Consider the following 25,100-nt stretch of genomic DNA (forward strand, 5'->3'; position numbering starts at 1 on the left):
CTTGGACTGGCACACACTGCTCAACCGCGAACGACTCGGCAAACCCACTTACAGCGCCACCGAGTTGGGTCGCAGCCCCTTTCACAAAGACCACGACCGCATCATCTTCTCCGGCGCCTTTCGCCGGCTGGGCCACAAAACCCAGGTGCACCCCGTGTCGAGCAACGACCACATACACACCCGCCTGACCCACTCACTGGAAGTCAGCTGCGTGGGCCGTTCGCTGGGTATGCGCGTGGGTGAAATGCTGCGCGATGCCCTGCCGGATTGGTGCGAACCGAACGACCTGGGCATGATCGTGCAGTCGGCGTGCCTGGCCCACGACATCGGCAATCCGCCGTACGGCCACTCCGGTGAAGATGCTATTCGGCACTGGTTCCAACAGGCCGCTGGGCGTGGCTGGCTTGATGGCATGAGCGAGGTGGAGCGCCAGGACTTCCTGCATTTCGAAGGCAACGCCCAAGGTTTTCGTGTGCTCACGCAGCTGGAATACCACCAGTTTGACGGCGGCACTCGGCTGACTTACGCCACCCTCGGCACCTACCTCAAATACCCTTGGACCTCGACGCACGCCGAAGCGCTTGGCTACAAAAAGCACAAGTTCGGTTGCTACCGCAGCGAGTTGCCGTTGCTGGAGCAAATCGCCGCCAAGCTCGGCTTGCCGCAGCTGGAACACGAACGTTGGGCGCGCCATCCGCTGGTGTATCTGATGGAAGCGGCCGACGACATTTGCTACGGCCTGATCGACCTGGAAGATGGCCTGGAAATGGAGCTGCTTGATTACCCCGAAGTGGAATCGGTGTTGCTTGGCCTGGTCGGCGACGACCTGCCGGAAACCTATCGCCTGCTCGGCCCGCATGACTCGCAGCGGCGCAAGCTGGCGATTCTGCGCGGTAAGGCCATCGAACACCTGACCAACGCCGCCGCCCAGGCTTTCGTCGAGCAGCAAGACGCCCTGCTCGCCGGCACGTTGCACGGCGACTTGGTGGAACACATGCACGGCGCCGCCAAGCGCTGCGTGCTCGGGGCGAAAAACATGGCGCGGGAGAAAATCTTCCAGGACAAGCGCAAAACCCTGCACGAGATCGGCGCGTACACCACGTTGGAAATTCTGCTGAACAATTTCTGCGGTGCGGCCCTCGAACTGCACAGCGGCGAAAGCCTGTCGTTTAAAAACCAACGCATTCTCGACCTGCTGGGTTACAACGCGCCCAAGGCGGACTGGACGCTGCATCGCTCGTTCCTGCGCATGATCGACTTCATCGCCGGCATGACCGACAGCTACGCCACCGAAATGGCAGCGGAAATGACCGGGCGCTCCAGCCCGGTGTAATGGGAATGTTGAACGCTCTGGAATAGAAACGCTTATGCCCACGCTCTTGCGGCAACTGTTCAGTTGGCAATCCGGCCCGCCCGCCTGGGGCCCGCCATGGTGGCGATGCTCGGCTGCGCGTTGCCGCTGATTCTTGGATTGTTCAGCGGTCACCCTGGTTTTCTGTGGGCTGCCGTGGGGGCTTTCCAAGCGGCCAAGGCCAACCCGCTGCACCGCTTTGGCATGTTGCGCATGTTGCTGCTGATCGGCCTCGGGGCGTGGAGTGCCGGCCTGGGGTTTTGGGGCGCGGATCATCCCTTGATCAGCCTCGGCTTGTTTGCCCTGTTCGGCTTTTTGCTGGCCTGGCTGCAACGCTTCGGCGCCGAGGCCGGCAAGCTTGGCATCGGTTTGGCCATCTGCCTGTGCCTGGGCCAAGGCCAGCACGGGGTCGGCAACCTGACCAATCCCTACGCCGTCGGCATGCTGTTTATTCTTGGCGGCCTTTGGGTGACCTTGCTGGCCTTCGCCCTGCGTGGCGGTGCACGGCCTGCGCATGTGGCCGCGGATGCCGCGTCTGGTCGGCATCTTGAAAGTGCTGCGCCGCCACGCCAAACGTCAACCGCGCCGTCAATGGCTGCTGCACGCCTTCAGTTGCACCCTGGCGTTCGCCCTGGCCGGCCTGACCGTTGAACTGGCCGACCTGCCGCGCGGCTACTGGCTGACCATTACCGTTATCGCCACCTTGCAGCTCGAATTCCAGGGCAGCCTGGTGCGCGCGCTGCAGGCGAGCCTGGCCAGTTTTTGCGCCGCGTCGCTGCTGATTTACTTTGGCCACAGCCTGCAAAGCCCGCCGGTGATGGTGGCGGTGATGCTGCCCTTAATCGCCATGAGTCGTGCCTTTCAGGCCCATCACTACGGGCTGTTCGTGCTGCAAACCACGCTGTGTTTCCTGCTGCTCACTGAAAGCCTTTCCCATGACTGGCACTTGGGTCAGGTGCGGGTGCTCAACACCTTGACCGGCGTGGCAATCGCCCTGTCTGTGGCGTTGCTGATGCATTGGGTTCGGCATTACCTGAACCAATACCTCAACCGCCGTCAGAGCAACCAGCCGGAGCCTGCGCCCGTTACCGTCACGCCCTCTTCGCAAGAGTGACGCACGCACGCTTTTGCCCCGGCAGAAAAGCCATCCGTTCACTATGCTTGCCTCTTGCTTCGGTACGGGGTTGAGCGCAGCGATACCCGCGAACAATCGGAGCAAAAGATTTCCCTCTGCGCTGTTCAAGGAGTGATGCGCAATGAGCAAGTCCCGCCGCGTGGAACGCCGCTACTCGCTGCACGTGCACATCAGTGTGCTGTTTACCTTTTTACTGCTGATCACCGGCATCGTGCTGGGCCTTTTCAACTACCGGCAAACCACGCAAATCATCTACTCCAGCAGCGCCGAGTTGTTCAGTCGGATTCAGGAAGACGTCCAGCACGACCTGCTCAATACCTACCAGCCGATTCGCCACCTCCTCAGCCTGCTTGCCCTGCAAGAGCAAAACCACGGCACCGACCACTATCAGCGCATGGCGCTGCTGCCCTCGTTTGCACAAGCGCTGCGCGACAACCCGAAACTGGCCTCGCTATTTCTCGGCTACGACGACGGCGATTTCTTCATGGTGCGCCCGCTGCGCACGCAAGCCTTGAAGGACAAATTCGACGCGCCGCAAAACGCCGCGTACCAGGTGTGGTCCATCGATCGCGTGGGCGAATCCGCGCAAACCGAATCGGCGCAGTCGGAATCGGCCTACTACGATGCCGAACTGAACCTGATCAGCCGCCGGCAGAATCTCAAAGAACGCTACGACCCCCGCAACCGCAGCTGGTTTGCCAGTGCGTTGAGCCGCAAAGAGCAGATCACCACGGCGCCTTATGTGTTTTTCTCCACCGGCAATGTCGGCACCACCCTGGCCCGTGCCACGGGCGAACATGCGGTGATTGCCGCGGACCTGACGCTGGATGATTTGTCCGCCACGCTGGCCAAACACAAAATCACGCCCTCCACCGAAGTGGTGCTGTACGACGGCAACGGCAATGCCATCGCTTACCCCGACAGCAGCCGCCTGATTGTGCAAAGCGAAAAAGCCCAGTTGGCCAAAGCCCGCGACCTGAATCCGGTGCTGGCCGCCCTGCTGGACCGCGACCCAAACGTAGCCTTACGCGGCATCCGCCTGGACCAGCGCGACTGGGTGGTCTCGCGCAGCCATTTGATCGAAGGCGGGCCGCAAGGCTTGGAGCTGGCGTTGGTGGTGCCCAAAGACGAATTGCTCGCCGATGCCTACCGTATTCGCTGGCAAGGCGCGCTGGTGACGCTGGCCATTTTGCTGCTGTGCCTGCCGTTGGGCTGGCTCAGCTCGCGGCTGATCATTCGCCCACTGCGCGACCTGGTGCGCGAAGCCGAAGCCATCCGCCGCTTCGACTTCAGCCAACCCAGCAGCGGCCATTCGCCGATTCTGGAAATCGACCAACTCGCCACCTCAATGGCGCGCATGAAAGAAACCATCGCCAGCTTTCTGAACATCGCCTCCAGCCTGTCCGCCGAAACTCGCTTCGATACGCTGCTGGCACGCGTGTTGGAAGAAACCGTAGAAATCAGCGGCGCCCAAGGCGGGCTGATTTATCTGATCGATGCCGACACCGGCAGCCTAGAGGCCAAGGGTCTGATCCTGGACAAACAGACCCGCGAGCTGGAGCCCTTTCATCTGGCCAGCTACCCGGCCGCCGCCGACGACCTACCCGATTGGCTCGACGGCCCGGCCAACGGCGGCGCCAGTAGCACGCGCAGCCTAGAGCTTCGATCAGGCCGGCGCGTTGCGCGACATCTTCCTGAAACTGGACAGCCCACGGCTGCACCTGGCCGCCACGGGTTTGCACAACCGCCAAGGCCAGACGCTCGGCGTATTGGTGCTGTTGCAGCGCGACACCGGCCACGTCGACGATCAAGCCATGCTGCGGCCCGAGCGCATTGCCTTTGTCGAAGCGGTGTCTCGGCGTAGCGGCGCTGTGCATCGAAAGTCAGCGCCTGTTGGAAAGTCAGAAAAAACTGCTGAATGCGTTTATTCAGTTGATTGCCGGCGCCATCGACGCCAAGAGCCCGTACACCGGCGGCCACTGCCAACGCGTGCCGGAGCTGACACTGATGCTCGCCCGCGCTGCCGCCAACAGCGACGAGCCAGCCTTTGCCGCCTACCAACCCACCGACGAGCAGTGGGAAGAGCTGCACATCGCCGCCTGGCTGCACGACTGCGGCAAAGTCACCACGCCCGAATACGTGGTGGATAAAGCCACCAAACTGGAAACCCTTTACGACCGCATCCACGAAATTCGCACGCGCTTCGAAGTGCTCAAACGCGACGCCTGGATCAGCTATTGGCAAGGCGTGGCCGGTGGCGGCGATGAAGCGCAACTGGCGGCATTGCGCGATGACCTGCTCGCCGCGCTGGACGACGAATTCGCCTTTGTCGCGCGCTGCAACCTGGGCGGTGAAGCGATGGCCGAGGCGGACCTGGAGCGCCTGGCACAGATCGGTATGCGCACCTGGACGCGCACCCTGGACGACCGCCTGGGCGTGTCGTGGGAAGAAAATCAGCGCCAGAGCCGCACCCCAGCACCCGTCCTGCCAATCAGCGAACCCTTGCTGGCCGACAAACCCGAGCACCTGTTCGAGCGCGGGCCCAAAGACAGCGTGCCGGTGGACAACCCGTGGGGCTTCAAACTTAACGAGCCCACCTACAAATTCAATCGCGGCGAACTGTACAACCTTGGCATCGCGCGCGGCACGCTGACGGCTGAAGAGCGTTACATCATCAACAACCACATGGTGCAGACCATCATGATGCTCAGCCATTTGCCGTTCCCGCCGCACCTGGCCAACGTCACCGAAATCGCCGGCGGACACCACGAAAAAATGGACGGCACCGGCTACCCCAAACGCCTGCGCCGCGACGACATGAGCCTGCCGGCGCGGATGATGGCAATTGCCGATATTTTCGAAGCGCTGACGGCCGTGGACCGCCCATACAAACGCGGCAAAACCTTGTCGCAGGCCCTGGGCATCATGGTCGGCATGGCCAACGGCGCGCACATCGACAAAGACCTGTTCGCCCTGTTCGTCCGCAGCGGTTTGCACCTGGAATACGCCCAGCGCTTTTTGCAGCCTGAGCAGATCGATGACGTGGATGTGGAGGCGTTGCTGGCAAAGGTAGCGTGAGCGCCGCCGCAACCTGCTAGGAGCCAGCTTGCTGGCGAACCCTGCAAACGACGATGCGGGGCGATCCGCGTTTGCCTCCTTCGCAGGCAAGCTCGCTCCTACAAAAGCGCTGGCGGGATCAGCGTTTTCAGGAAATCGCGACTAAAGTCGCTCCCACAATGAAAGCAGTCCGTGAGTCGCCAATGCGAATCAGCGAAAACAACAAAGGGGCCCGTAGGCCCCTTTGTTTTACATCTGCTTAAACCGTAACGGCTTAGGCGTGTTCAGCGTTGATTTCGGTCTCTGGGTACCAGACGTCGATCAACGGGCTGGCTGTGTAGTCGGTGACTTCACTGCGGCCCTTGAGCCAGGCTTCAACGGCGGCGCGTTGTTCCTCGCTGACCGAACCGCGTTTGGCCAGGCAAACCAGACCGTAGTCTTCGCCGCCAACATAGCCCAGGCCGTTGTCTTTCATGGCCACACGCAGGAATTCGTCGAGGAAAGCGTCGATGTCCGCTTCGCTCAGGTCCGCCTTGAGGTTCAGGTTCAGCTCGAAGCCGAGCTCCTGGAATTCATCTACGCAGAGTTTTTTGCGCAGGCGGCGGGAACGGTTAGTAGCCATGGAACAATCCTCAAAAGTGATAACGCGCGGCACTTTACCAGCAAAGGCTGCGCCGTGCCCGACTCTCTGCCGGGCGCCCGTAATGCAGCGGACAAAATTGCACCACTACTCGGCAAACTGTAGAACGCTTCGGGCATAATGCCGGCACTTTCTCCGCGCATTTGGGAACCTGTGAGCCCAAGCGCTTTCTTCTTTACGCCATCTTTCTTTTTTGGCCCTTGCCTGAAGGGTTTCTGCCAATGATCAAATCGTTTCGCCACCTCATCATCGCCAGCCTTTTGTTACCCGCCGCGCTGCCGGCATTTTCCGCCCCGCTCAACACCACCCTGCCCGCCTCCGTCCAGAAAGCCATGAAAGCCGGCAAGATCGGCAACGACTCGCTCTCCGTTGTGACCTTGCCCGCTGACCGGCGCCGGCACCCCCACCATCATTAACGCCGATGTCTCGGTGAATCCGGCTTCCACCATGAAGCTGATCACCACTTACGCCGCCCTGGAATTGCTCGGCCCCACCCATCAATGGAAAACCGAGTTCTACGGCGACGGCCCGCTCAAAGACGGCGTGCTCAACGGCAACCTCTACCTTAAAGGTGGCGGTGACCCGAAGCTGAACATGGAAAAACTCTGGCTGCTGATGCGCGACCTGCGCGCCAACGGTGTGCTGCGGGTAACGGGCGATCTGGTGCTGGACCGGTCATTTTTTGTACAGCCGCAACTGCCGGTATTCGATGACGACGGCAAGGACGACAACAAGCCCTTCCTGGTGACGCCCGACTCGCTGCTGGTAAACCTCAAAGCCGTGCGCATGATCACCCGCGCCGAGGGCGGCAAGGTGAATGTGATGATGGAGCCGCCGCTGACCAATGTGCGCATCGACAACCGCGTCAAGTACGTGGCCAAAGGCAAGTGCGCCGGCGACGTGCGCTACAACCCGGTCACCGAATTCGACGGCACCACCTTGGTGGTCACCGGCCAGCAAAACGAAGGCTGCAACACCCAGTCGTACTTGTCGCTGCTCGACCACGCGGGCTACGCCGCTGGCGCCGTGAGGGCGATCTGGCAGGAACTGGGCGGCACCATCATGGGTAAAGACCGCATCGACCTCGTGCCCAAAAGCGGCACCTTGCTCGCCCGCGCCTTTTCGCCGGACCTCACCGAGATCATCCGCGACATCAATAAATTCAGTAACAACACCATGGCGCGCCAGCTGTTCCTGAGCCTGGGCGCCGAATTTCGCAACAGCGCCGATGGCGACGACGCCAAGGCGGCGCAACGGGTGATTCGCCAATGGCTGGCGAAAAAAGGCATCACCGCCACCCATCTGGTCATGGAAAACGGCTCGGGGCTTTCCCGTGCTGAGCGGGTCAGCGCGCGGGAAATGGCGACGATCCTGCAAACCGCCTGGAAAGGTCCGTACGCCGCCGAGTTCATCAGTTCGCTGCCCATCGTCGGCATGGACGGCACCATGCGCAAACGCCTGAAAAACACACCGCTGAATGGCGATGCACACATCAAGACCGGCACCCTCAACACCGTCCGCGCCATCGCCGGCTTCAGCCGCGACGCCAAGGGCGAGACCTGGGCGGTGGTCGCCATCCTCAACGACCCACGCCCTTGGGGCGCCTCGGCGATCCTCGATCAGGTGCTGCTCGACCTGTATCGCCGCGCGGATTGATAAATGCATCGCGGCTAAAGCCGCTCCTACAGACTCCCGGACCTTGTAGGAGCGGCTTCAGCCGCGATCCCTGGAAACTCCATTACCCGACAACATTAAGCATCCCCCTACGGCGCGACGGGAAATTGGCTACAGATGATTCCCCCCGGCAGCAGATTGCCCAGTACTCGCCAAACAACCGGCAACCCGGCGGCAAAAATCAGCCGCAAACACCTCAAACACAATCACAACCCATTGTTTTATAACGCATTTATAAGACAAATCCGCACCTGGCACACTATTCGCTATAGGCACCTTGTCGCCGCATTTCGCGCATGAGGTTCCCCCGACATGGTCCCGCCAAGCAAAACAAATACAATCGACTTTGACGCCGCCAAACTGCAGCGCTTGGGCTTTGCCAGCAACCGCAGTCAGTCGCTGCGTCCAGTCTCGTTGGCGCAATTGCGGCAGAAGCTGAACCTGCAATTGCAGACCAGCCTGGAAGTCGAGCGGATCCTGGAAATCTTCTTTCGCGAGGTGCAACGCCTGGTGCCGCTGCACGCTGTGGCGTATCAACAGCCCTCCGCTGACCTGCGTCTGGAGCTTGGCGTGCGTGCTACCCACTCGGCCGGCTACCGCTTGAACCACGACGGCGAATACTTGGGCGAGCTGATCTTTCGCCGCAACCAGCGCTTCTCTGAAGAAGAATTGAGCCAACTGGAATCGCTGCTGGCGTGCATGCTGTTTCCATTGCGCAACGCCCTGCTCTACCGCAAAGCCGTGCAGTGCGCGTTGCGCGATCCATTGACCGACACCGGCAACCGCATCGCCATGGACCAGGCCTTGCAGCGCGAGATCGACTTGGCGCGCCGCAACCTGCAACCGTTGTCGGTGCTGATGCTCGACGTCGATCATTTCAAACACATCAACGACACCCACGGCCACAGCACCGGCGACGAAGTGCTGCGCGCCATGGCCGATACGCTGAAAGCACAGCTGCGCAATATCGATATGATTTTCCGCTTTGGCGGCGAAGAGTTTCTGGTGCTGCTGTCCAACACCAGCCGCGAAGGCGCAGCGATGGTCGGCGAGCGACTGCGCTTCGCCGTGCAAGAATTGCAATGCACCGCTCAGGGCCAGCACATTGATGTATCGGTCAGCCTCGGCTGCGCCTGCCTATTGCCGGGCGAATCAGTGGACAGCCTGATGCGCCGCGCGGACAACGCGCTGTACGTGGCCAAACGTGAAGGCCGTAATCGCTTGACCATGGCGGGTTGAACACACGCCGTCATTCGCGCGGGAATGACGGTTGGTTTTTACGGCGGTGAACCTCAACGCGAAAAAAAAGGCCAGTCAATCGACTGGCCTTTTCCGTTACAGCGCAACCCGACTTATTGCTCTTCGGGCGCTTCTTCCGGCATTTCTTCCGGGGCTTCTTCGTCGAGCGCGCCAGCGTCTGGCAATGCTCTTCGTCCGGTACGTAGCCTTCCGGCTGCTCTTCACCGGCACCGCCGCCCAGGCCACCGGCCTTGGACATCACCAACATGGCGAACTCTTCCACCGACATTTTCTGGTCGTTGAAGGTGACTTCGTTGTTGGCGTAATGCAGGTTCGATTCGAGCTTGTCGCCTTTGAGCACGATCATCTCGGTAGACAGCGCCATGCCGCTGCCCATCTCGGTGAACATGGCGGCTTGGTCGTCGATGGCCTTCTGGTCGGTTTCGCCGGCAATTGCCGCCTGAACGCGCACGCCATCACCGATCACGGCTTTGTCGATCGACAGTTTGGCATCGAGCTGCGTCAGCACTTGCTTGGCCATTTCTGGCGGCGGCAGGTCGAAGGACGTCGGCTTGTTGAAGTCCATCGCCAGGCTCACCAGCGCTTCGCCGTGGGCGGTTTTAACGCTGAATTTCTCCAGCGCTACGTGCGGTTTACCGGCCAGCAATTGGCCGACGTCGGCTTTGAGCTTTTCTTCTTCGGCTGGGGTGAACGCCATGTCTGGCGCTTCCTGGCCGAGTGCCTGGGCTTGCTGCACCGGCGCCAGTTTGTCTTTGTAGAGGTTGACCAACGACTGCACGGCAGCGGCGTCGAAGTCTTTCATGCGCCAGATCATGTGCAGACCGGCGATGTCTTTGCCGTCGAAGCTGACCTGTTCAATGTCGTAGGAGACATGACCGGCCAACTTGCCGTCATTTTCTTCAAAGGTGCCGGCCTGAGCGATATTTTTGATCACTACCGGCGGCTTGCCGGCCACGGCGATCGAGGCAGTGGCCAGCTTGACGCTGCTGTCGCCGAGGTAGAACTCACCGCTGCCCAGCTTTTGATCGCTGTCTAGGGTCAGGTCTTTCAGCTCGATTTTGATGGCTTCGCCATTGGCGTCGGTGCCGCTCAGTACCAGGCTGTCCATGCCGCCGGTCAGGGCCACGTCTTTAGCGTGGGCGCTGGCGTCGACTTCCAATTTCAGGCCGGAGAATTTGACGTTCTGCCCTTCCTGCGGCGCGAAGTCCAGCGGGGTCAGTTCGATGGTGCCGGTGGTGGACTGGTCGTAGCCGAGGCTGACCTGGCCGGTCAGTGGCGACTCGCCTTTGGCGGCGTCGAACCATTTCTGCGTCAGTTCGTTGGGTTCCAGCGCGTAGTTGCTGGTGGCCAGAACCGGCCAGAGGTTGAGCTTTTTCAAGCGCGCGGCGGGCAGTGGGCCGTGTTGGATGTTGTCGACCAGCAGCACTTCCATATGACGGGCCTCGCCTTCAGAGGCGGGCATATCCAGGGTCAGCTTGTAGTGCGCGGTGCTGGTGAACAGGTGGCTGTCGAGCGACAGCAGTTCCAGCTTGCTGGTGATGCCGGTGCCCAGCAGCGCATCGGCGCCTTTCTGGTTAGCTTCGGCGATGGAGTTCTGCAATACGGTGGGCAATTGGGTGCCGGTGTACCAGGCGCCTGCGGTACTGATGACGCCTACCGCAACGATGATGCCTGCAGCGATTCCTGCTGATTTTTTCATGAGTCGACTCAACGAATGTCCATGTTTATGTATGCGCCTTCCTGGCCGGAGGAGACCCGTGCGCCACAGGCGCCGCACAGCGAAAGCGGCGGCGATGGTAGCACTGTGGCGCGGTTCGAGGCTGTGTCGCTTATCGCTCTTCGAGAATTTTCACCGTGGGCGTGGTTGGGTCGGTCTTGACCCAGTCCGTGAGCAGGCTATACGCCACCGCCAACAAGGTCGGCCCGAGGAACAAGCCCATAAAGCCGAACGCCAACAAGCCGCCAAACACCCCGAGAAGCACCACCACCAGCGGCAGGTTGCCGCCACGGCTGATCAGGTACGGCTTGAGCACGTTGTCTACGCCACTGACGATAAACGTGCCCCAGACACCGAGGAAAATCGCGAAGCCGTATTCGCCTCTCCATGCCAGCCACACCGTGGCGGGAATCCACACCAGCGGCGGGCCCATGGGAATCAGGCTGAACACGAAGGTCAGAATGCCCAACAGCAAGGCGCCCGGCACGCCGGCAATCCAGAAACCAATCAAGGCCAACACCGCCTGGGCAGCAGCGGTGCCGATCACGCCATTGACCACGCGTTGCACGGTGCCGGCCACCAGGTGCTGGTAATAATCGGCGCGCTCACCGATCAAGCGGTGCAGGCCTTTGCTTACCAACGCCGCCATGGCCGGGCCGTCGCGGTAGAAGAAAAACACCAACACCAGACTCAGGGTCAGCTCCAACATGCCGCCGCCGATTTTGGCGCTGCGGGCTAGCAGCCAGTTGCCCACTTCGCCGAGGTACGGTTTCACGCTGGCGAAAATCGCCGCGCCTTGCTGGTCGATGGTCATCCACCAGCCCACCAGGCGCTCGCCGAGCAACGGCACGCGGCCCAGCCATTCGGGCGGCGCCGGCAGGCCTTGCACTTGCAGGTCTTTGACCAGGTTGACGGCATCGCGAACGTGGTCGGCCAGGTTGAAGCCCAACCACACCAGTGGCACCGCCACCAGCACCATCCAGCCCAGGGTCAGCATGCCGGCGGCCAACGACACGCGGCCACCCAGCCAACGCGTGAGCAGCGGCATCAACGGCCAACTGGCAAAGGCCAGCACGGCGGCCCAGAACAGCGCTGAGAAGAACGGCGCCAACACCCAGAGCGCAGCGCCCAACAGGGCCAGCAAGAGAATCTGGACCAGCAATCGGTCGTTATTGAGCATGTAAAGCTCCGAAGGGATGGGTAGCGATCTGGATGTGGCGACAGGGATAAAACTAGCGCAGCAGCTTAAAGGATAGGCCGTCGTTTTGCGCTGCATCGATTTCCAGGCGCGCCGCCCGCACGCGCTGCGCCACCAACGCATCGCGCCAGGCCTGAGCGTGTTTGCCAGAGAGGCTCACGCGTAGAGTGCTGTCCTGATTAAGGGTGCGCCCCAACAGCTCGGCCCAGGCCGCCACCGGCTCACCGTCCAGGGCGGCGAAATCCAGTTCACCGGTATTGCGCAATTGCCGCAGCAAAGTCGCCGGCCCGGGCAGCAACTCGCCGAGCGCAGCGCCGTTATCCAACTGCTCCACATGCAGATACGCCCGACGATTGCCGCGCGTGATGCTGTACAGCGCCACCAAGGTATTCTGCTTTGGCTCCGCCAGACGCAGCAGCAAATAGGCTTGCTGATCATCAGCCCCTAGCAGCTTGGCGTTACCAAACACTGAATTCGCCCACAGGCTGCTGGAGCCACACTCGCGGCTTTCGCACCAATACAGCACCTCGGCGCCCTGCTCTTGCAGCGCATCGCGGGCCGCATTGAACGCTTGTCCGGAAGTGTGCTCGGGCGGCAATTCATAGGTAACTGAGCGCATATAGCCGAGGCTGTCGACCTGGCGCTCATAGCGCAACGTGCCGCTGATGCGGCGGATGGAACCGAGGGGATAGATGCGTTCTTGCGCGGGCACATCGCGAAAGTCGACGATTTCGGCGCGGGGGAAGCGCGGCAGAATGTCCAGGTCCTGACTGCCGGGCAGATCCGCAGCAAGGGTGGCAGAACTAGCCAAGGCAGCCAGGGCGATGGCCAACAGGCGGTACACGCGCATAAAAGGTCTCGTTGTTCGTGTCAGCAAACGGGGCAGCCCTAACGAGCGCTGCCCGGCGAAGTCGCCCAGACTCCGCAGTTGCCCGGAGCAAGTCAAGACGCGGAAAAAAACCTATTGAAACAGGCTGCTACCGCTTCGGCGCCGGCTTCGTCGTCCAGATGCAAATGATGGCCGCCGGCCAGGCGCTGCACCTCGAATGGCAACCCCTCCAATGCCGACACCACCGTCGGCTGCGCATGCAACATGCCGCCCTCGGCCACCACCAGGCAGGCTGGACACGCCACGCTGCGCACAAACACCTCGGTGTGCGCCTGGGTAAAACGCAGCGGCGACGGCAGCGTCAGGCGGCTGTCGGTGCGCCAGGTGTAACCGCCAGGCACCGGCATCAAGCCGCGCTGAGCCAGCAACTGCGCAGCCTCGAAACTGACGCCGCCAACGCCTTTCATCCGCGCCTTAACCGCTTGCTCCACCTTCTCGTACACCGGCTTGCGCTTGCCCGCCAACGCCAGTTGCTCACGCAACGCCGACCCGAGCTTGGCCGGCGCGGATTCTGCCTCACCGGTGAACGGCACTAACCCATCGATAAGCGCCAGCCGCTCAATGCGCTCGGGCATCGAGGCCGCGAGGAACACCGAAACAATCGCGCCCATCGAATGCCCCAACAAGGAAAAACGCGACCAACCGAACTGCTCCGCCACCAGCAACACGTCGTAGGCGTAGTCCCACATTTGATAGTGCGCGCCGGCCGGCCGGTGATCGGAATGGCCGTGGCCGGCAAAATCCAATGCAATGATGCGCAGCCCTTCCAGCTTGGGCGCCAGGCGGGCGAAGCTCATGGCGTTGTCCAGCCAGCCGTGCAAGGCGATAACCGGCTTGCCGTCTTCAGGGCCGAACACATGGGCCGACAGTTCGATGTGCGGCAGGCTCAGGCGCACTTCTTCAAAGGAATAATTCATGCGGACTCCAGGCGGGCTTGCCAGCGATCAAACAGGGATTTGAGCAACTCGGCGGTCGCTTGTGGGCGCTCCAGCGGAAACATGTGCCCGCCCGGCAGCGTCAGGTACTGGCAATGCGGCAAGCGCCGAATCGAGCGGGTGTGATGAGGCAACACCACGCGGCTGTGGCGGCCACGCACCATCGCCAACGGCACCTGCAACTGCTGCGGCCGCCCCGGATTGCTATGGGGCACGCTGCGATAAATGCTGATTTCGGTGGCCGGGTCGAACAACAGTCGCAGGCCTTCGCCGTTGGCTTGCAGGCCGTGCTGCACGTAAGCGTCGAGGCAGTCCGGATCGAAGCGGCGAAACAGCGATTTGGCCGAAAAATAATCGCGCGCCTCGGCGATATCGCTGAACTCCTCACGGCGCCCCAGCGTACGACCGGCCGGGGTGATGCGATCAATAAAACCAAAGCGCTTGGCGGCGCGAATGACAATGCGGTCGGCCAGGGTAAGCACCGGCGAATCGAGCATCACCACCCCGCGATACAACTCGGGATGACGCAACGCCGCGTGGTAATGCAGCACCCCGCCTAACGAATGCCCAACCCCCCACACCGGCTCTGGCCGTTCGCGCAGGTGATGCACCAGCTCGTCGACAAGGTTTCCCCAGTTGTCATCCACCGGGAAACGCGGGTCATGGCCGTGTTGCGGCAAATGCGAGACCTCGTATTCCGGCGCCAGCGCGGCGAACAACTTGCCGTACGTGGCTGACGGGAAACCGTTGGCATGGGCGAAAAAAACCGATTGCGGCATACAGGGAAGCTTCCAGGACAAACCTGTGGCGATTGTCCGTAAGCGGTGGCGGCGCGGCAATGACTGTAAGTGCCGGGAATGATGGCAATACGGCCAGGGAGTATGGGCGCGAGGATTCGCGCGCCCGGGCATCGAAGAGCATCGCGGCTAAAGCCGCTCCTACAGAGTTGCGTGGATGCTGTGGGAGCGGCTGGGCGGCATTCCGCTTTAGCCGCGAGTTTTTCATCTTGCGTCACAGCCGTTGATCTTGCTTCAACGCTTTTGATCTTGCTTGTGATCTGCCCCGCACCGTTTATCGCAGGCCGAGTGGAGTCGTTGCGTAGGGGGTTGAGCGGCCGGGAGCCGCGAGAGGCGTGTCGGGCCATGGATGGCCCGTCTCGCCGTGCCCCGGAGTAACGACGGAAGGAGGGAACCTGGAGCGCAGCGTAAGGCCAAGGTAGGAGCTAGACCTTTTGCTGACTTTTGGGGCAATGCCAAAAGTCAGTCGCGCGTAAGGCGCGAAATAAAATGCCGCGCAACCGTGGTAATGAAGAATTCTTTTGGTTTAAAAGCAAGGTCGAATCTTGAAGTCGAACGCAGGTATTCATTACCGCACGTGCTGAACGTTTTTGTTTCGCGCCTTACGCGCGAGTCACTTTTGGCATTGCCCCAAAAGTAACCAAAAAGTCTAGCTCCTACCTTGGCCCTCCGCTGCGCTGCGGGTTCCCTCGCTCCGTCGCCGCTCCGGGGGCACGGCGCAACGGGCCGTCCCTGGCCCGATGCGCCTCTCGCGGCTCCCGGCCGCTCAACCCCCTACACGTCGACTCCACTCGGCCTGCGATAAACCTCGCGAGGTAGATCAAAATCAAGAGCGGAAGATCACGAGCCAGATCAATAGCAGTAGAAGCAGATCAAAAACCTCGCGATTGAAGCCACTCCCACAGGGTCGATGGAACCTGTGGGAGCAACTTTAGCCGCGATGCTTCTAACCGGTCACACCGGCGGCGCCATATCCCCCAACGGCACAATCGCCATGGTCAGACGCGAAATACAGCTCGGCTTCCCCTGCTCATCCGTCAACCGAATATCCCAAACATGCGTCGTACGCCCCAAGTGAATGGGCCGCGCCACGGCCGTGACGCGCCCGCTGCGCACGCCGCGCAGGTGGTTGGCGTTTACTTCCAGGCCCACACAGTAAAACTTGGAGCTGTCGATACACAGGTAACTGGCGGTGCTGCCAAGGGTTTCGGCGAGCACCACCGAAGCGCCGCCGTGCAGCAGACCGTAGGGTTGGTGGGTGCGTGAGTCGACCACGATGCTGGCGGTGATCGACTCGTCATCGAAGGCGTCGAAACGGATGTCCAGCACTTCGCTGATGGTGTTCTTGCGCAGGCTGTTAAGGGCCTGCAGATCGGGGGTTGTGCGCCACAGGCTCATGCCGGTTCCTTCTTGTCAGTCATGCCAAACCAGGGCTTCGCGCCGGCCCGACCATTCGGCAAAGCGCGCGGCGTAAGCGTCTTCTACCACGCTGCGTTTGATTTTCAGCGTGGGTGTGAGGAAGCCGTTGTCCACTGCCCACACTTCTTTGAGCAGCACCAGGCCGCTGAGTTGTTCGTGCTTGTCGAGCGCGGCATTAACGTCGGCCAGCAGCGTTTTGAAGCTGCCTTCTAGCGCCGGTCGCGAGCCATTCAGGGCTTCTTCCCGGCCCACGTCGGACAGCACACACAAGGCCATCGGCTGTGGCATGCCATCGCCGACTACACAAACCTGCTCGATACGCGGATGCACGGCCAAGAGGTTTTCGATGGGTGCCGGGGCGACGTATTTGCCTTTGCTGGTCTTGAAGATCTCCTTGATGCGGCCGGTCAGGCGCAGGTAGTGCTCGCTGTCTTGCTCGCCTTTGTCGCCGGTGCGCAGAAAGCCGTCTTCGGTGATGGTTTCGGCGGTGCGTTCGGGGTCTTTGTAGTAGCCCTGCATAGTCGCCGGGCTGCGTACTTGCACTTCGCCCAGTTCGCTAATGCGCACTTCCACGCCGGGGCTGGACTGGCCGATCCAGCCGGGGCGGTTTTTGCCTTTGCGGCAGATGTGCGAGTAGCCGCAGTTTTCGGTCATGCCGTATACCTCGAGCACATCCAGACCCAAGCGCTGGTACCAATGCAGCAACGCTTCGGGCACCGGCGCGGCGCCAGAAAGCGCGTAACGCACGGCGTCCAGGCCCAGGCCGGCGAGCACTTTGTGGCCGACGCGTTTGCCGATAAACGGAATTTTCAGCAGGAAATCCAGGCGCTCGGCGGGCATTTTGCTGTACACGCCCATCTGGAATTTGGTCCAGATGCGCGGCACGCCGAATATCAAAGTCGGGCGTGCGCGGCGTAGGTCGACGAGAAAAGTGTCGAGGCTTTCGGCAAAAAAGATCGTTTCGCCGGCGTACAAGGAATTCAGCTCGACGAACATGCGCTCGGCCACGTGGCACAGCGGCAGATACGAGAGCAGGCGATCGTCTTCGGTGGCTTGGAACAGCTCGGTGCCGTGGCCGGCGGCAAAGGCGAAGTTGCCGAAGTTGTGCATCACGCCTTTGGGGGTGCCGGTGGTGCCGGAGGTGTAGACGATGGTGGCGAGTTGGTCGTGGGCGCCGATGGGGTTGTCGCGGATCGGCGTGCAGGCTTGCAAGTCGCTCCACTGCACGTCGAAGGTGCCTTCGGGGTGCAACGGCAAGGCGATGGTGCGAATGCCTTCAGGAATGCCCGGCGCCATGGTCGGCCAGTCGTCGAGCTTGCCAACAAACACCAGCGCGGCTTCTGAGTGGGTGAGCACCTGGCGCACAGAGTCGGCGGTGAGGTTGGGGTAAAGCGGCACCGACACATGGCCGGCCATCCAGATCGCCAGGTCGGTGATGATCCAGTGCGCGCAGTTTTTCGACACCAGCGCAATGCGGCTGCCCATCGGCAGCTCCTGGGCGCGCAGCCAGTTCGCGGCGCGGCGGGCTTGGTCGCCGACATCCGACCAGCTCAGTTCCAGCACCTGGCCGCCTGGTAACGGCTGAACCATGTAGCGTTTATCGGGATGGCGAGCTTCGCGTTGGAAGAAAATCTCTAAGGGCAACACAGCAGCATTCGTCACAGGGCCTCCTCCTAATTATTTTTGTGGGGAAACAACATGCGGACTACAACGTGTGAAACGGGAAACCTTGAAACCAAAACCAGCGAGTCAAAGAAAAAACCAAGCACTTGCTTGGTTGGACTATTCCACGGCAAATGCGAATCGCGCAAGGGGAGAAATGTTTAGAACTGTAGCCAAGCCAAACGCGGCCTTTTAGCGCCCTGCCCGCGCTTACCACCTGGCGCACCATGTGGGACTTTTCTGAGGCACAATAGGCGACGCTTTTTTTATCGCCCGGACCGTTCATGTTCAAACTTTTCCCGCTCCAGCGCGCCGCCCTGGCGCTCGTGCTGGCAGGTGTTGCCGGCTGTTCCTCCAACAACAAAGCCGTTTATGAGCACGAAAACTTCGCTGACTCCGGCACGTTTTCGCGCAACTACGCCAGCACCGACGCTGCCTCCTGCGAAGCCGCGCGCCGTGCCTTGTTGAGCCAGGGTTACATCATCACCAGCGCCGACCCGAAGCAAATCAGCGGGCACAAAAGCTTCCAGCAGTCGGGCGACGACCACCTGGAAATCACCTTTAACGTGGTGTGCACGGACGGCGGCGCTTCGGACCATCACTCGACGATGTTTGCCAACGCGCTGCAAGACCGTTACGCCCTGAAGAAACTCAACAACTCTGCCAGCCTGGGCGTAGGTGTGCTGGGTTCGGTGTCGATGCCGATTGGCTCGACGGATGATTCGCTGGTGAAAGTGGCCAGCGAGACGGTGTCGTCGGCGAAATTTTACGAGCGCTTCTTTGCTCTGGTGGAAGTGTTCCTGCCGCCGCCGGTAAAAGCCGCAGAGCCTGCGCCGGAGCCTGTGCCAGTTCCGCAGCAGCTCGGCGTTCCGGAACCGCAGGCCGCCGCGCCTGCCGCAGCGCCGGCTATTCAGCCAGAAGTAACGCCGGTAACTGAGCCGGCGCCCGCGCCGAGCGTTGAACCGTTGGACGAGCCGCCGCTGGAGCCGATGATCATCCTGCAGCCCAGAAGTGAAGTGCCCGCCGCTACGCCCTGACGTCGATTCCGGCCCGTAGCAGCCAGCTTGCTGGCGAACCCTGAAAACATCGGCTTAAGGCGGTGGCGCGGTTCGCGAGAGAGCTCGCTCCTACAGAAACGGCAACAGCCGCGCCGCTACTCCGGATGGTTCAGCGACACCAGTTCCATCAGCCCGGCCGCTGCAAAATCCCCTTCCAGTTCTACCAAGCTCGCGGTGCGCAAGGCCACCGGTTCCTGGCGATGCCCGTGAATCAACAGCCCGGCCAGCTCGCCGAGAAACGGGTTGTGGCTGACCAGCAAAATCTCCCCTTCCTCCCGCTCATCCAGGTACGCCAAGGCGTCGCGCACGCTGCTTTCGGGCGTGGCCCATGGCGCCGCGCCCACCGCGCCGCGAAAGGCGATGGCGTTGCGAACCAGGTCGGCGGTTTGCTGCGCGCGCAGGTACGGGCTGGCGAGAATGGCGCTGATGGCCTGCCCTTTCAGGCGCTCGGCGCTGCGCAGCACTTCATCGCGACCGCGCGGGGTGAGGGGTCGCTCGGCATCGGTTGCGGCTTGGGGAAAGGCTTCACCGTGGCGCAATAACCACAGGCGCATCAGAGCTTGGGCTCTTCGTCGCGTACCGGGTGCGGCGCGGGCGGAATGCTATGGGCCACTTCGCCGTCCGGCGCACGGGCGGTGGGCCAATCGGCGAACGGCCAGGGTTTTTCTTCGGTGTTGAAGGTGCCGAAACGGCCGATCTGCGCCAGGTACTGGCTAACGCTGTCGCCAAAGGCCAGCAACGTGGCGTTGGGTGCGCCGTAGAACAGGCGATAGCCCAATTGCAGCAGGACCACGAAGCCCAACAACGTCGCGGCAACTTGCCAACACAGGGTGAACACCAGCATCCAGATGATGCGCAAGCCAATGGACTCACGCTCGAGGTTCTTGTTGAGGGTGTCGCTCATGGCATGTTCCTTTTCAAGAAACGGTCAGAAACCGGTGGTGGAAATAAAGTCGACGTCGGTTTTCGGCTCGGCCAGCATCAGCCGCTCGATCACCTGCGCCAGCGTGCGCCCTTCGAAGAGAATGGCGTGCAAACCGGTCACCAGCGGCATGTAGGTTTGCAGTTCTTCGGACTTCACCTTGAGCACTTTCAGGGTGTTTACACCTTCGGCCACTTCGCCCAATCGGGTTACGGCGTCTTCAAGGCTCAAGCCTTCGCCCAAGGCATAGCCAACCTGGAAGTTGCGGCTTTTCGGCGACGAGCAGGTGACGATCAAGTCGCCGACGCCGGCCAAGCCCAGAAAGGTCATGGGGTTGGCGCCGAGCTTGACGGCGAAACGAGTCATTTCCGCCAAGGCGCGGGTAATCAACATGCTCTTGGTGTTCTCGCCCATTTCCAGCGCAGCGGCCATGCCGGCGATGATGGCGTAGACGTTTTTCAGCGCCCCGCCCAACTCCACGCCAAAACGGTCGGCGCTGGCGTATACGCGGAAGGTGCGGCCATGTAAGGCGGCTTGCACGCGCTGGCAGAGTTCGTCGTCTTCGCTGGCCACTACCGTTGCGGTCAGCTCATGGCCGGCGATTTCCTTGGCCAGGTTTGGCCCGGACAACACGCCAATGCGCGCCTGTGGCGCGATTTCTTCGATGATTTGGCTCATCAGCTTGAACGTCTGCGCCTCGATGCCTTTGGTCAGGCTGACCAGCATTTTGCCGGCCAGCACTTCGGCGAACGGCTGCAGCACGGTACGCAGGGCGCTGGACGGCAACGCTACAAATACCAACTGGCACGCGCTTAGCGTGGCGGCGAGGTCGGTTCCGGGGACCACGTTCGGGTGAATTTTCACGCCTTTGAGGTAACGCGGATTTTCGCGGTTGGTGCGAATGGCCTCGGCCTGCTCGGCGTCGCGCATCCATTGGTGCACCGGGTTGCCGTTCTCGGCCAACAAGTTGGCGATGGCGGTGCCAAAGCTGCCGCCGCCCAGAACGGCAATGGCGGGTACTGCGATGGAGTGCTGATCTGTCATAACCAATCCGTAGTGAGCCATCGTGCGTGGCGAGCTGCCGGCATTATTACGGAGCAACCGGGCCGCGGCCAGTGTTGCACGCTACCCTTGGACAGGCCGTGGGCAAAAACCGCTAGTGCTGCGCAAAGGCGCTGCGCCGATGGCGGTTTGAACAGGTAGACTTGCCGGTTTTCACAGAACGCCCCCGCAGCACTAAGCATCGGTACGGTTCTTAGCTGCGACAGAGAACGTCGAACGTAGCGAGCGCAGCGTTTTTGAAAGGAGAGTTTTGATCCCATGAACCTTCGCCGAGGCTGGGACATCCACACCCGCACACAGCTGATCAGCGTAGGCCCGGCCCTGTTGCTGACGCTGTTACTCACCGGTTTTTTTACCTTTGTGCGCTTGCAAGACCTGCGTCAGGAGCTGAACCACACCGGCCAACTGATCGCCAACCAGCTGGCGCCCGCGACCGAATACGGCGTGATTGCCGGCAATATCCAAGTGCTCAACACCCTGCTCAAGGCCACGCTCGATACGCCCCATGTGCGCTTTATTGAAGTGCGCGACCGGCAAGACAATATTCTCGCCTACGAAGAACAAGCCTCCCCGCAAGACAAAAGCGCCACGCAGGTGGAAATTTTCCACGCGCCCATTCATTTGCAGCGGCTGGCGTTGAGCAAAGACATGCCCTACTCCGCCGGCGCGGGCGGCAATCACCTCGACAACGACTACCTCGGCCGCGTGGTGGTGGGCATGTCTAACGATGCGTTTAACAGCCAGCAGCAGACCATTCTGCTCAAGGCCACGGTGCTCGCCCTCTTCGCCCTGCTGCTGACCTTTCTGGTGGCCCGGCGCCTGGCGCGGCGGTTATCGCAACCGATCAGCACCATGGCCGATGCGGTGAAGGCGATTCAGGCCGGCAACTACCGCACCGCCCTGCCGGAGGTCGACGACAACGAGCTGGGTGGCCTGGCGCGGCACATCAACAACCTCGCCAGCGCCTTGGAACAAGCCAGCACCGAGCAGCAGCAAAGCATCGCTCAACTGGTGAAGGCGCGAGAAGAATCGGAGCAGGCCAACCGCGCCAAGTCCGACTTCCTGGCGATGATGAGCCACGAATTGCGCACGCCCATGAACGGCGTGCTGGGCATGTTGCAGTTGCTGGAAACCACGGAAATGACCGACGAGCAGGCCGAATACGCGGCGCTGGCGACGGAGTCCACGGAGCACTTGCTCAAGGTCATCAACGATATTCTCGACTTCTCGCGAATCGAGCGCGGCGCGCTGGAGTTGGAGCGCATCACCTTCAACCTGCTGGACCTGATCCAGAGTTCGGCGCAGGTGTTTCAGCACAGCGCCAGTCAGCGCGGCCTGACGTTGCAGTTGGATACCCAGGCCGGCCTGGAGCAATTGGTGGTCAAAGGCGACCCCACGCGCATTCGGCAAATTCTGGTCAACCTGCTCGGCAACGCGCTGAAGTTCACCGAAGAAGGCAACATTCGGATCGAAACCCGCTGGCAGGCGCTCGACAACGAGGTGCTGTGGTTCAGCTGCGCCGTGCGCGACAGCGGGATCGGCCTTTCCCCGCAGCGCTTGGAGCACATGTTTGACGCCTTCCAGCAGGCCGACACGTCTATCTCGCGGCGCTACGGCGGTACCGGACTCGGGCTGCCCATAGCGCGCACCTTGGCCGAACGTATGGGCGGCACGCTGAACGCGCAGAGCCAGGAAGGCAGTGGTTCGGTGTTCACCTTGGAAATTCCACTGCCGTTCGCCCGTCAAAGCGAACGCCCCGCCGAGCAAAGCGTGGACGACGCCAGCTCCGGCAGCGGTCATAAAGTGCTGCTGGTCGAAGACAACCCGGTGAACCAGACGGTGATCGAAGCCATGCTGCGCAGTTTGGGTTACCAGGTCAGCCTGGTCGGTGATGGCGCTCAGGCGCTGAGCAGCGTGGAGCGCCACGAGTTCGCCGCCGTGCTGATGGATTGTCGGCTGCCGGTGATGGACGGTTATGAAGCGACGCGGCAGATCCGCCGCCTGGTTGATCGGGCCGATCTGCCGATCATCGCCCTGACTGCCAATGCATTGCAGGGCGACCGCGAGGCGTGCCTGCAAGCGGGCATGAATGACTATTTGGCCAAACCGTTTAAACGCGCCGACCTGCAACGCATCTTGCAAGCCTGGGTGGCACCCCGACCTTTGGCGAGTAGTCAGAGCAACGCGTGAAAACGGAACATGCCGGGCTGTCACATACTCGTAATAGCGTTACAACATTGTGCTCAACAGGGTGAAACCCAGCCGCCGCAGACAGTGGTAGAGTGCGTCGGGCACGGTGTGGGGCATGGCTCTTGAGGGCGCACGGAACATTCGGTGTACAACTGTGCTCAGAGCCTGTGACTTTCATTTCAACGCAACAGTCTATGACTACGCTGGTCGCGACAACGCCCTACAAAACGGGCAATGCAGTGAACGTTCGCACCGGCCTAGATGATTCGCTTAGCCCTGCCGCACGGGGATTATTGAGGAGCTCGCATGTCCAAACAGAACGCTTACACTCGGGAAGACTTGCTGCGCTGCAGTCGTGGCGAGCTATTCGGCCCAGGTAACGCGCAACTGCCCGCCCCCAACATGCTGATGGTCGATCGCATCACGCATATCAGCGACACCGGCGGCAAATACGGCAAAGGCGAGTTGGTTGCCGAACTCGATATCAACCCGGACCTGTGGTTCTTCGCTTGCCACTTCGAAGGCGACCCGGTGATGCCAGGCTGCCTGGGCCTGGATGCCATGTGGCAGTTGGTAGGTTTCTACCTCGGCTGGCAGGGCAACCCCGGCCGCGGCCGCGCCCTGGGTTCGGGCGAAGTGAAATTTTTTGGCCAGGTGCTGCCCACCGCCAAGAAAGTCACCTACAACATTCATATCAAACGCACCATTAACCGCTCCCTGGTGTTGGCGATCGCCGACGGCACCGTGAGTGTTGATGGTCGCGAGATCTACAGTGCCGAAGGTTTGCGCGTCGGCCTGTTCACTTCCACTGATAATTTTTAAGGGTTATCCGCATGCGTCGCGTCGTGATCACCGGTTTGGGCATCGTCTCCTGCCTGGGCAATGATAAAGACACCGTCTCCGCCAACCTGCGTGCTGGCCGTGCCGGTATCCGCCACAACCCGTCCTACGCTGAAATGGGGCTTCGCAGCCACGTTTCCGGCTCCGTTGACCTGAACCTTGAAGAGCTGATCGACCGCAAGGTGTTCCGCTTCATGGGCGACGCTGCCGCCTACGCTTACCTGTCGATGGAACAGGCGATTAAAGATTCGGGTCTGACCCCGGAACAGATCTCCAACCCGCGTACCGGCCTGATCGCCGGTTCCGGTGGCGCCTCCACCATCAACCAGATGGAAGCCATCGACACCCTGCGCGAAAAAGGCGTTAAACGTATTGGCCCGTACCGCGTAACCCGCACCATGGGCAGCACCGTGTCGGCCTGTTTGGCGACGCCGTTCCAAATCAAAGGCGTGAACTTCTCGATCTCCTCGGCCTGCGCCACGAGCGCGCACTGCATTGGCCAGGCGATGGAGCAAATTCAGTTGGGCAAACAAGACGTCGTGTTTGCCGGCGGTGGCGAAGAAGAACACTGGAGCCAAAGCTGCCTGTTCGACGCCATGGGCGCCCTCTCCACCCAATACAACGACACCCCGGAAAAAGCCTCTCGTGCTTACGACGCCAAGCGTGACGGCTTCGTGATTGCTGGCGGTGGCGGCATGGTGGTAGTCGAGGAACTGGAACACGCCCTGGCTCGCGGCGCCAAGATTTACGCCGAAATTGTCGGCTACGGCGCCACCTCCGACGGCTACGACATGGTTGCCCCAAGCGGCGAAGGCGCGATCCGCTGCATGCAGCTGGCGCTGTCCACCGTCGACGGCCCGATTGACTACCTCAACACCCACGGCACTTCGACGCCGGTGGGCGATGTGGCAGAAATCAAAGGCGTGCGCGCAGTGTTTGGCGACAAAGCGCCGCCAATCAGCTCGACCAAAAGCTTGTCTGGTCACTCCCTGGGCGCCGCCGGCGTGCATGAAGCGATCTACTGCATGCTGATGATGGAAGGCAACTTCATTGCCGGCTCGGCCAACGTTGACGAGCTGGACCCGGAAGTGGCTGACATGCCAATCGCCACCAAAACCCAGGAAAACGTCACGCTTAACCACGTGATGAGCAACAGCTTCGGCTTCGGCGGCACCAACGCCACGCTGGTGATGAAGCGCTGGGCGGGTAAGTGATCTGATTTAGCGATCACGCAAAATCGAGGCTGAAGCCTCTCCCAAAACAGCTGAATTTCACTGTGGGAGAGGCTTCAGCC

17 protein-coding genes and 3 pseudogenes are annotated in these 25,100 nt (G+C 61.3%); 9 read left to right on the forward strand and 11 right to left on the reverse strand.

What is annotated here, in order from left to right:
* Window position 1 precedes the first annotated feature (1 nt).
* The 3 genes and pseudogenes from ACZZZP_RS12050 (at window position 2) to ACZZZP_RS12060 (ending at window position 5,564) form a co-directional block, all read left to right on the forward strand.
* Entirely contained in the window at window positions 2–1,333 is a 1,332-nt protein-coding gene (locus ACZZZP_RS12050) for a deoxyguanosinetriphosphate triphosphohydrolase (protein ID WP_463536552.1), read from the forward strand.
* Between the two features lie 34 nt (window positions 1,334–1,367).
* Window positions 1,368–2,465: pseudogene (locus ACZZZP_RS12055) on the forward strand (FUSC family protein).
* Window positions 2,466–2,607: 142 nt separating this feature from the next.
* Window positions 2,608–5,564 (forward strand): annotated as a pseudogene (locus ACZZZP_RS12060) (HD domain-containing phosphohydrolase).
* 253 nt (window positions 5,565–5,817) lie between these two features.
* Here the strand turns inward: ACZZZP_RS12060 and ACZZZP_RS12065 are convergent.
* Window positions 5,818–6,165: a YggL family protein gene (locus ACZZZP_RS12065; protein ID WP_122495675.1), complete on the reverse strand. Its 348-nt coding sequence runs from the start codon at window positions 6,163–6,165 to the stop codon at window positions 5,818–5,820.
* Window positions 6,166–6,404: 239 nt separating this feature from the next.
* Here ACZZZP_RS12065 and dacB point away from each other — a divergent pair.
* Both dacB and ACZZZP_RS12075 read left to right on the forward strand, forming a co-directional pair.
* Window positions 6,405–7,839: pseudogene (gene dacB, locus ACZZZP_RS12070) on the forward strand (D-alanyl-D-alanine carboxypeptidase/D-alanyl-D-alanine endopeptidase).
* A gap of 330 nt (window positions 7,840–8,169) precedes the next feature.
* Window positions 8,170–9,096 (forward strand): GGDEF domain-containing protein, encoded by a 927-nt coding sequence (locus tag ACZZZP_RS12075; RefSeq protein WP_463382872.1) that lies wholly within the window; start codon window positions 8,170–8,172, stop codon window positions 9,094–9,096.
* Between the two features lie 10 nt (window positions 9,097–9,106).
* On the opposite strand, the gene ACZZZP_RS12080 is transcribed toward ACZZZP_RS12075, so the two are convergent.
* The 7 genes from ACZZZP_RS12080 to ACZZZP_RS12110 form a co-directional block, all read right to left on the reverse strand.
* Window positions 9,107–10,816: a YdgA family protein gene (locus ACZZZP_RS12080; RefSeq protein ID WP_463536553.1), complete on the reverse strand. Its 1,710-nt coding sequence runs from the start codon at window positions 10,814–10,816 to the stop codon at window positions 9,107–9,109.
* A 130-nt stretch (window positions 10,817–10,946) separates the two neighbouring features.
* The gene (locus tag ACZZZP_RS12085; protein WP_463382874.1) at window positions 10,947–12,014 is read right to left on the reverse strand and encodes an AI-2E family transporter; all 1,068 of its coding nucleotides are present in this window, start codon (window positions 12,012–12,014) and stop codon (window positions 10,947–10,949) included.
* Window positions 12,015–12,066: 52 nt separating this feature from the next.
* Window positions 12,067–12,882: a DUF4892 domain-containing protein gene (locus ACZZZP_RS12090; protein ID WP_463382875.1), complete on the reverse strand. Its 816-nt coding sequence runs from the start codon at window positions 12,880–12,882 to the stop codon at window positions 12,067–12,069.
* Window positions 12,883–12,974: 92 nt separating this feature from the next.
* The gene (locus ACZZZP_RS12095) at window positions 12,975–13,838 is read right to left on the reverse strand and encodes an alpha/beta hydrolase (protein ID WP_122495662.1); all 864 of its coding nucleotides are present in this window, start codon (window positions 13,836–13,838) and stop codon (window positions 12,975–12,977) included.
* Complete coding sequence (locus tag ACZZZP_RS12100; RefSeq protein ID WP_463536554.1) at window positions 13,835–14,635, reverse strand: alpha/beta fold hydrolase; 801 nt, start codon at window positions 14,633–14,635, stop codon at window positions 13,835–13,837. Before ACZZZP_RS12100 ends, ACZZZP_RS12095 begins: the two co-directional genes overlap by 4 nt.
* 972 nt (window positions 14,636–15,607) lie before the next feature.
* The gene (locus ACZZZP_RS12105) at window positions 15,608–16,051 is read right to left on the reverse strand and encodes a hotdog fold thioesterase (RefSeq protein ID WP_463382876.1); all 444 of its coding nucleotides are present in this window, start codon (window positions 16,049–16,051) and stop codon (window positions 15,608–15,610) included.
* Window positions 16,052–16,066: 15 nt separating this feature from the next.
* Complete coding sequence (locus ACZZZP_RS12110; protein ID WP_463382877.1) at window positions 16,067–17,734, reverse strand: AMP-binding protein; 1,668 nt, start codon at window positions 17,732–17,734, stop codon at window positions 16,067–16,069.
* A 284-nt stretch (window positions 17,735–18,018) separates the two neighbouring features.
* On the opposite strand from ACZZZP_RS12110, the gene ACZZZP_RS12115 reads away from it, so the two are divergent.
* Window positions 18,019–18,771, forward strand: coding sequence for a DUF2242 domain-containing protein (locus tag ACZZZP_RS12115; protein ID WP_463382878.1), 753 nt, complete (start codon window positions 18,019–18,021; stop codon window positions 18,769–18,771).
* A 116-nt stretch (window positions 18,772–18,887) separates the two neighbouring features.
* Here the strand turns inward: ACZZZP_RS12115 and sixA are convergent, their stop codons facing one another.
* From sixA to ACZZZP_RS12130, 3 genes are read right to left on the reverse strand one after another with little or no spacing between them, the layout of a single operon-like run.
* Window positions 18,888–19,346, reverse strand: coding sequence for a phosphohistidine phosphatase SixA (gene sixA / locus ACZZZP_RS12120; protein ID WP_463382879.1), 459 nt, complete (start codon window positions 19,344–19,346; stop codon window positions 18,888–18,890).
* Window positions 19,346–19,696 (reverse strand): DUF4389 domain-containing protein, encoded by a 351-nt coding sequence (locus ACZZZP_RS12125; protein WP_463382880.1) that lies wholly within the window; start codon window positions 19,694–19,696, stop codon window positions 19,346–19,348. Before ACZZZP_RS12125 ends, sixA begins: the two co-directional genes overlap by 1 nt.
* Before the next feature lie 24 nt (window positions 19,697–19,720).
* Window positions 19,721–20,758: an NAD(P)H-dependent glycerol-3-phosphate dehydrogenase gene (locus ACZZZP_RS12130; protein ID WP_463382881.1), complete on the reverse strand. Its 1,038-nt coding sequence runs from the start codon at window positions 20,756–20,758 to the stop codon at window positions 19,721–19,723.
* A gap of 276 nt (window positions 20,759–21,034) precedes the next feature.
* Here ACZZZP_RS12130 and ACZZZP_RS12135 point away from each other — a divergent pair, with 276 nt between their 5' ends.
* The 3 genes from ACZZZP_RS12135 to fabB all read left to right on the forward strand — a co-directional run bounded on the left by ACZZZP_RS12135 (window position 21,035) and on the right by fabB (window position 25,020).
* On the forward strand, window positions 21,035–22,966 hold the full coding sequence (locus ACZZZP_RS12135; protein WP_463536555.1) for an ATP-binding protein: 1,932 nt from the start codon (window positions 21,035–21,037) through the stop codon (window positions 22,964–22,966).
* A 306-nt stretch (window positions 22,967–23,272) separates the two neighbouring features.
* Window positions 23,273–23,788, forward strand: coding sequence for a 3-hydroxyacyl-[acyl-carrier-protein] dehydratase FabA (gene fabA / locus ACZZZP_RS12140; protein ID WP_122453141.1), 516 nt, complete (start codon window positions 23,273–23,275; stop codon window positions 23,786–23,788).
* Window positions 23,789–23,799: 11 nt separating this feature from the next.
* Window positions 23,800–25,020, forward strand: a complete 1,221-nt coding sequence (fabB, locus tag ACZZZP_RS12145) for a beta-ketoacyl-ACP synthase I (protein WP_463382883.1) — start codon at window positions 23,800–23,802, stop codon at window positions 25,018–25,020.
* The last annotated feature ends 80 nt before the right edge of the window (window positions 25,021–25,100 follow it).

The organism is Pseudomonas sp. AC211 (assembly GCF_979258055.1).

Bases quoted from the DNA above. Each gene is read 5' to 3' on its own strand.
- ACZZZP_RS12065 (WP_122495675.1), bottom strand. From the start codon at position 6,165: ATGGCTACTAACCGTTCCCGCCGCCTGCGCAAAAAACTCTGCGTAGAT.
- ACZZZP_RS12075 (WP_463382872.1), top strand. From the start codon at position 8,170: ATGGTCCCGCCAAGCAAAACAAATACAATCGACTTTGACGCCGCCAAA.
- ACZZZP_RS12080 (WP_463536553.1), bottom strand. From the start codon at position 10,816: ATGAAAAAATCAGCAGGAATCGCTGCAGGCATCATCGTTGCGGTAGGC.
- ACZZZP_RS12085 (WP_463382874.1), bottom strand. From the start codon at position 12,014: ATGCTCAATAACGACCGATTGCTGGTCCAGATTCTCTTGCTGGCCCTG.
- ACZZZP_RS12090 (WP_463382875.1), bottom strand. From the start codon at position 12,882: ATGCGCGTGTACCGCCTGTTGGCCATCGCCCTGGCTGCCTTGGCTAGT.
- ACZZZP_RS12095 (WP_122495662.1), bottom strand. From the start codon at position 13,838: ATGAATTATTCCTTTGAAGAAGTGCGCCTGAGCCTGCCGCACATCGAA.
- ACZZZP_RS12100 (WP_463536554.1), bottom strand. From the start codon at position 14,635: ATGCCGCAATCGGTTTTTTTCGCCCATGCCAACGGTTTCCCGTCAGCC.
- ACZZZP_RS12105 (WP_463382876.1), bottom strand. From the start codon at position 16,051: ATGAGCCTGTGGCGCACAACCCCCGATCTGCAGGCCCTTAACAGCCTG.
- ACZZZP_RS12115 (WP_463382878.1), top strand. From the start codon at position 18,019: ATGTTCAAACTTTTCCCGCTCCAGCGCGCCGCCCTGGCGCTCGTGCTG.
- sixA (WP_463382879.1), bottom strand. From the start codon at position 19,346: ATGCGCCTGTGGTTATTGCGCCACGGTGAAGCCTTTCCCCAAGCCGCA.
- ACZZZP_RS12125 (WP_463382880.1), bottom strand. From the start codon at position 19,696: ATGAGCGACACCCTCAACAAGAACCTCGAGCGTGAGTCCATTGGCTTG.
- ACZZZP_RS12130 (WP_463382881.1), bottom strand. From the start codon at position 20,758: ATGACAGATCAGCACTCCATCGCAGTACCCGCCATTGCCGTTCTGGGC.
- ACZZZP_RS12135 (WP_463536555.1), top strand. From the start codon at position 21,035: ATGAACCTTCGCCGAGGCTGGGACATCCACACCCGCACACAGCTGATC.
- fabA (WP_122453141.1), top strand. From the start codon at position 23,273: ATGTCCAAACAGAACGCTTACACTCGGGAAGACTTGCTGCGCTGCAGT.
- fabB (WP_463382883.1), top strand. From the start codon at position 23,800: ATGCGTCGCGTCGTGATCACCGGTTTGGGCATCGTCTCCTGCCTGGGC.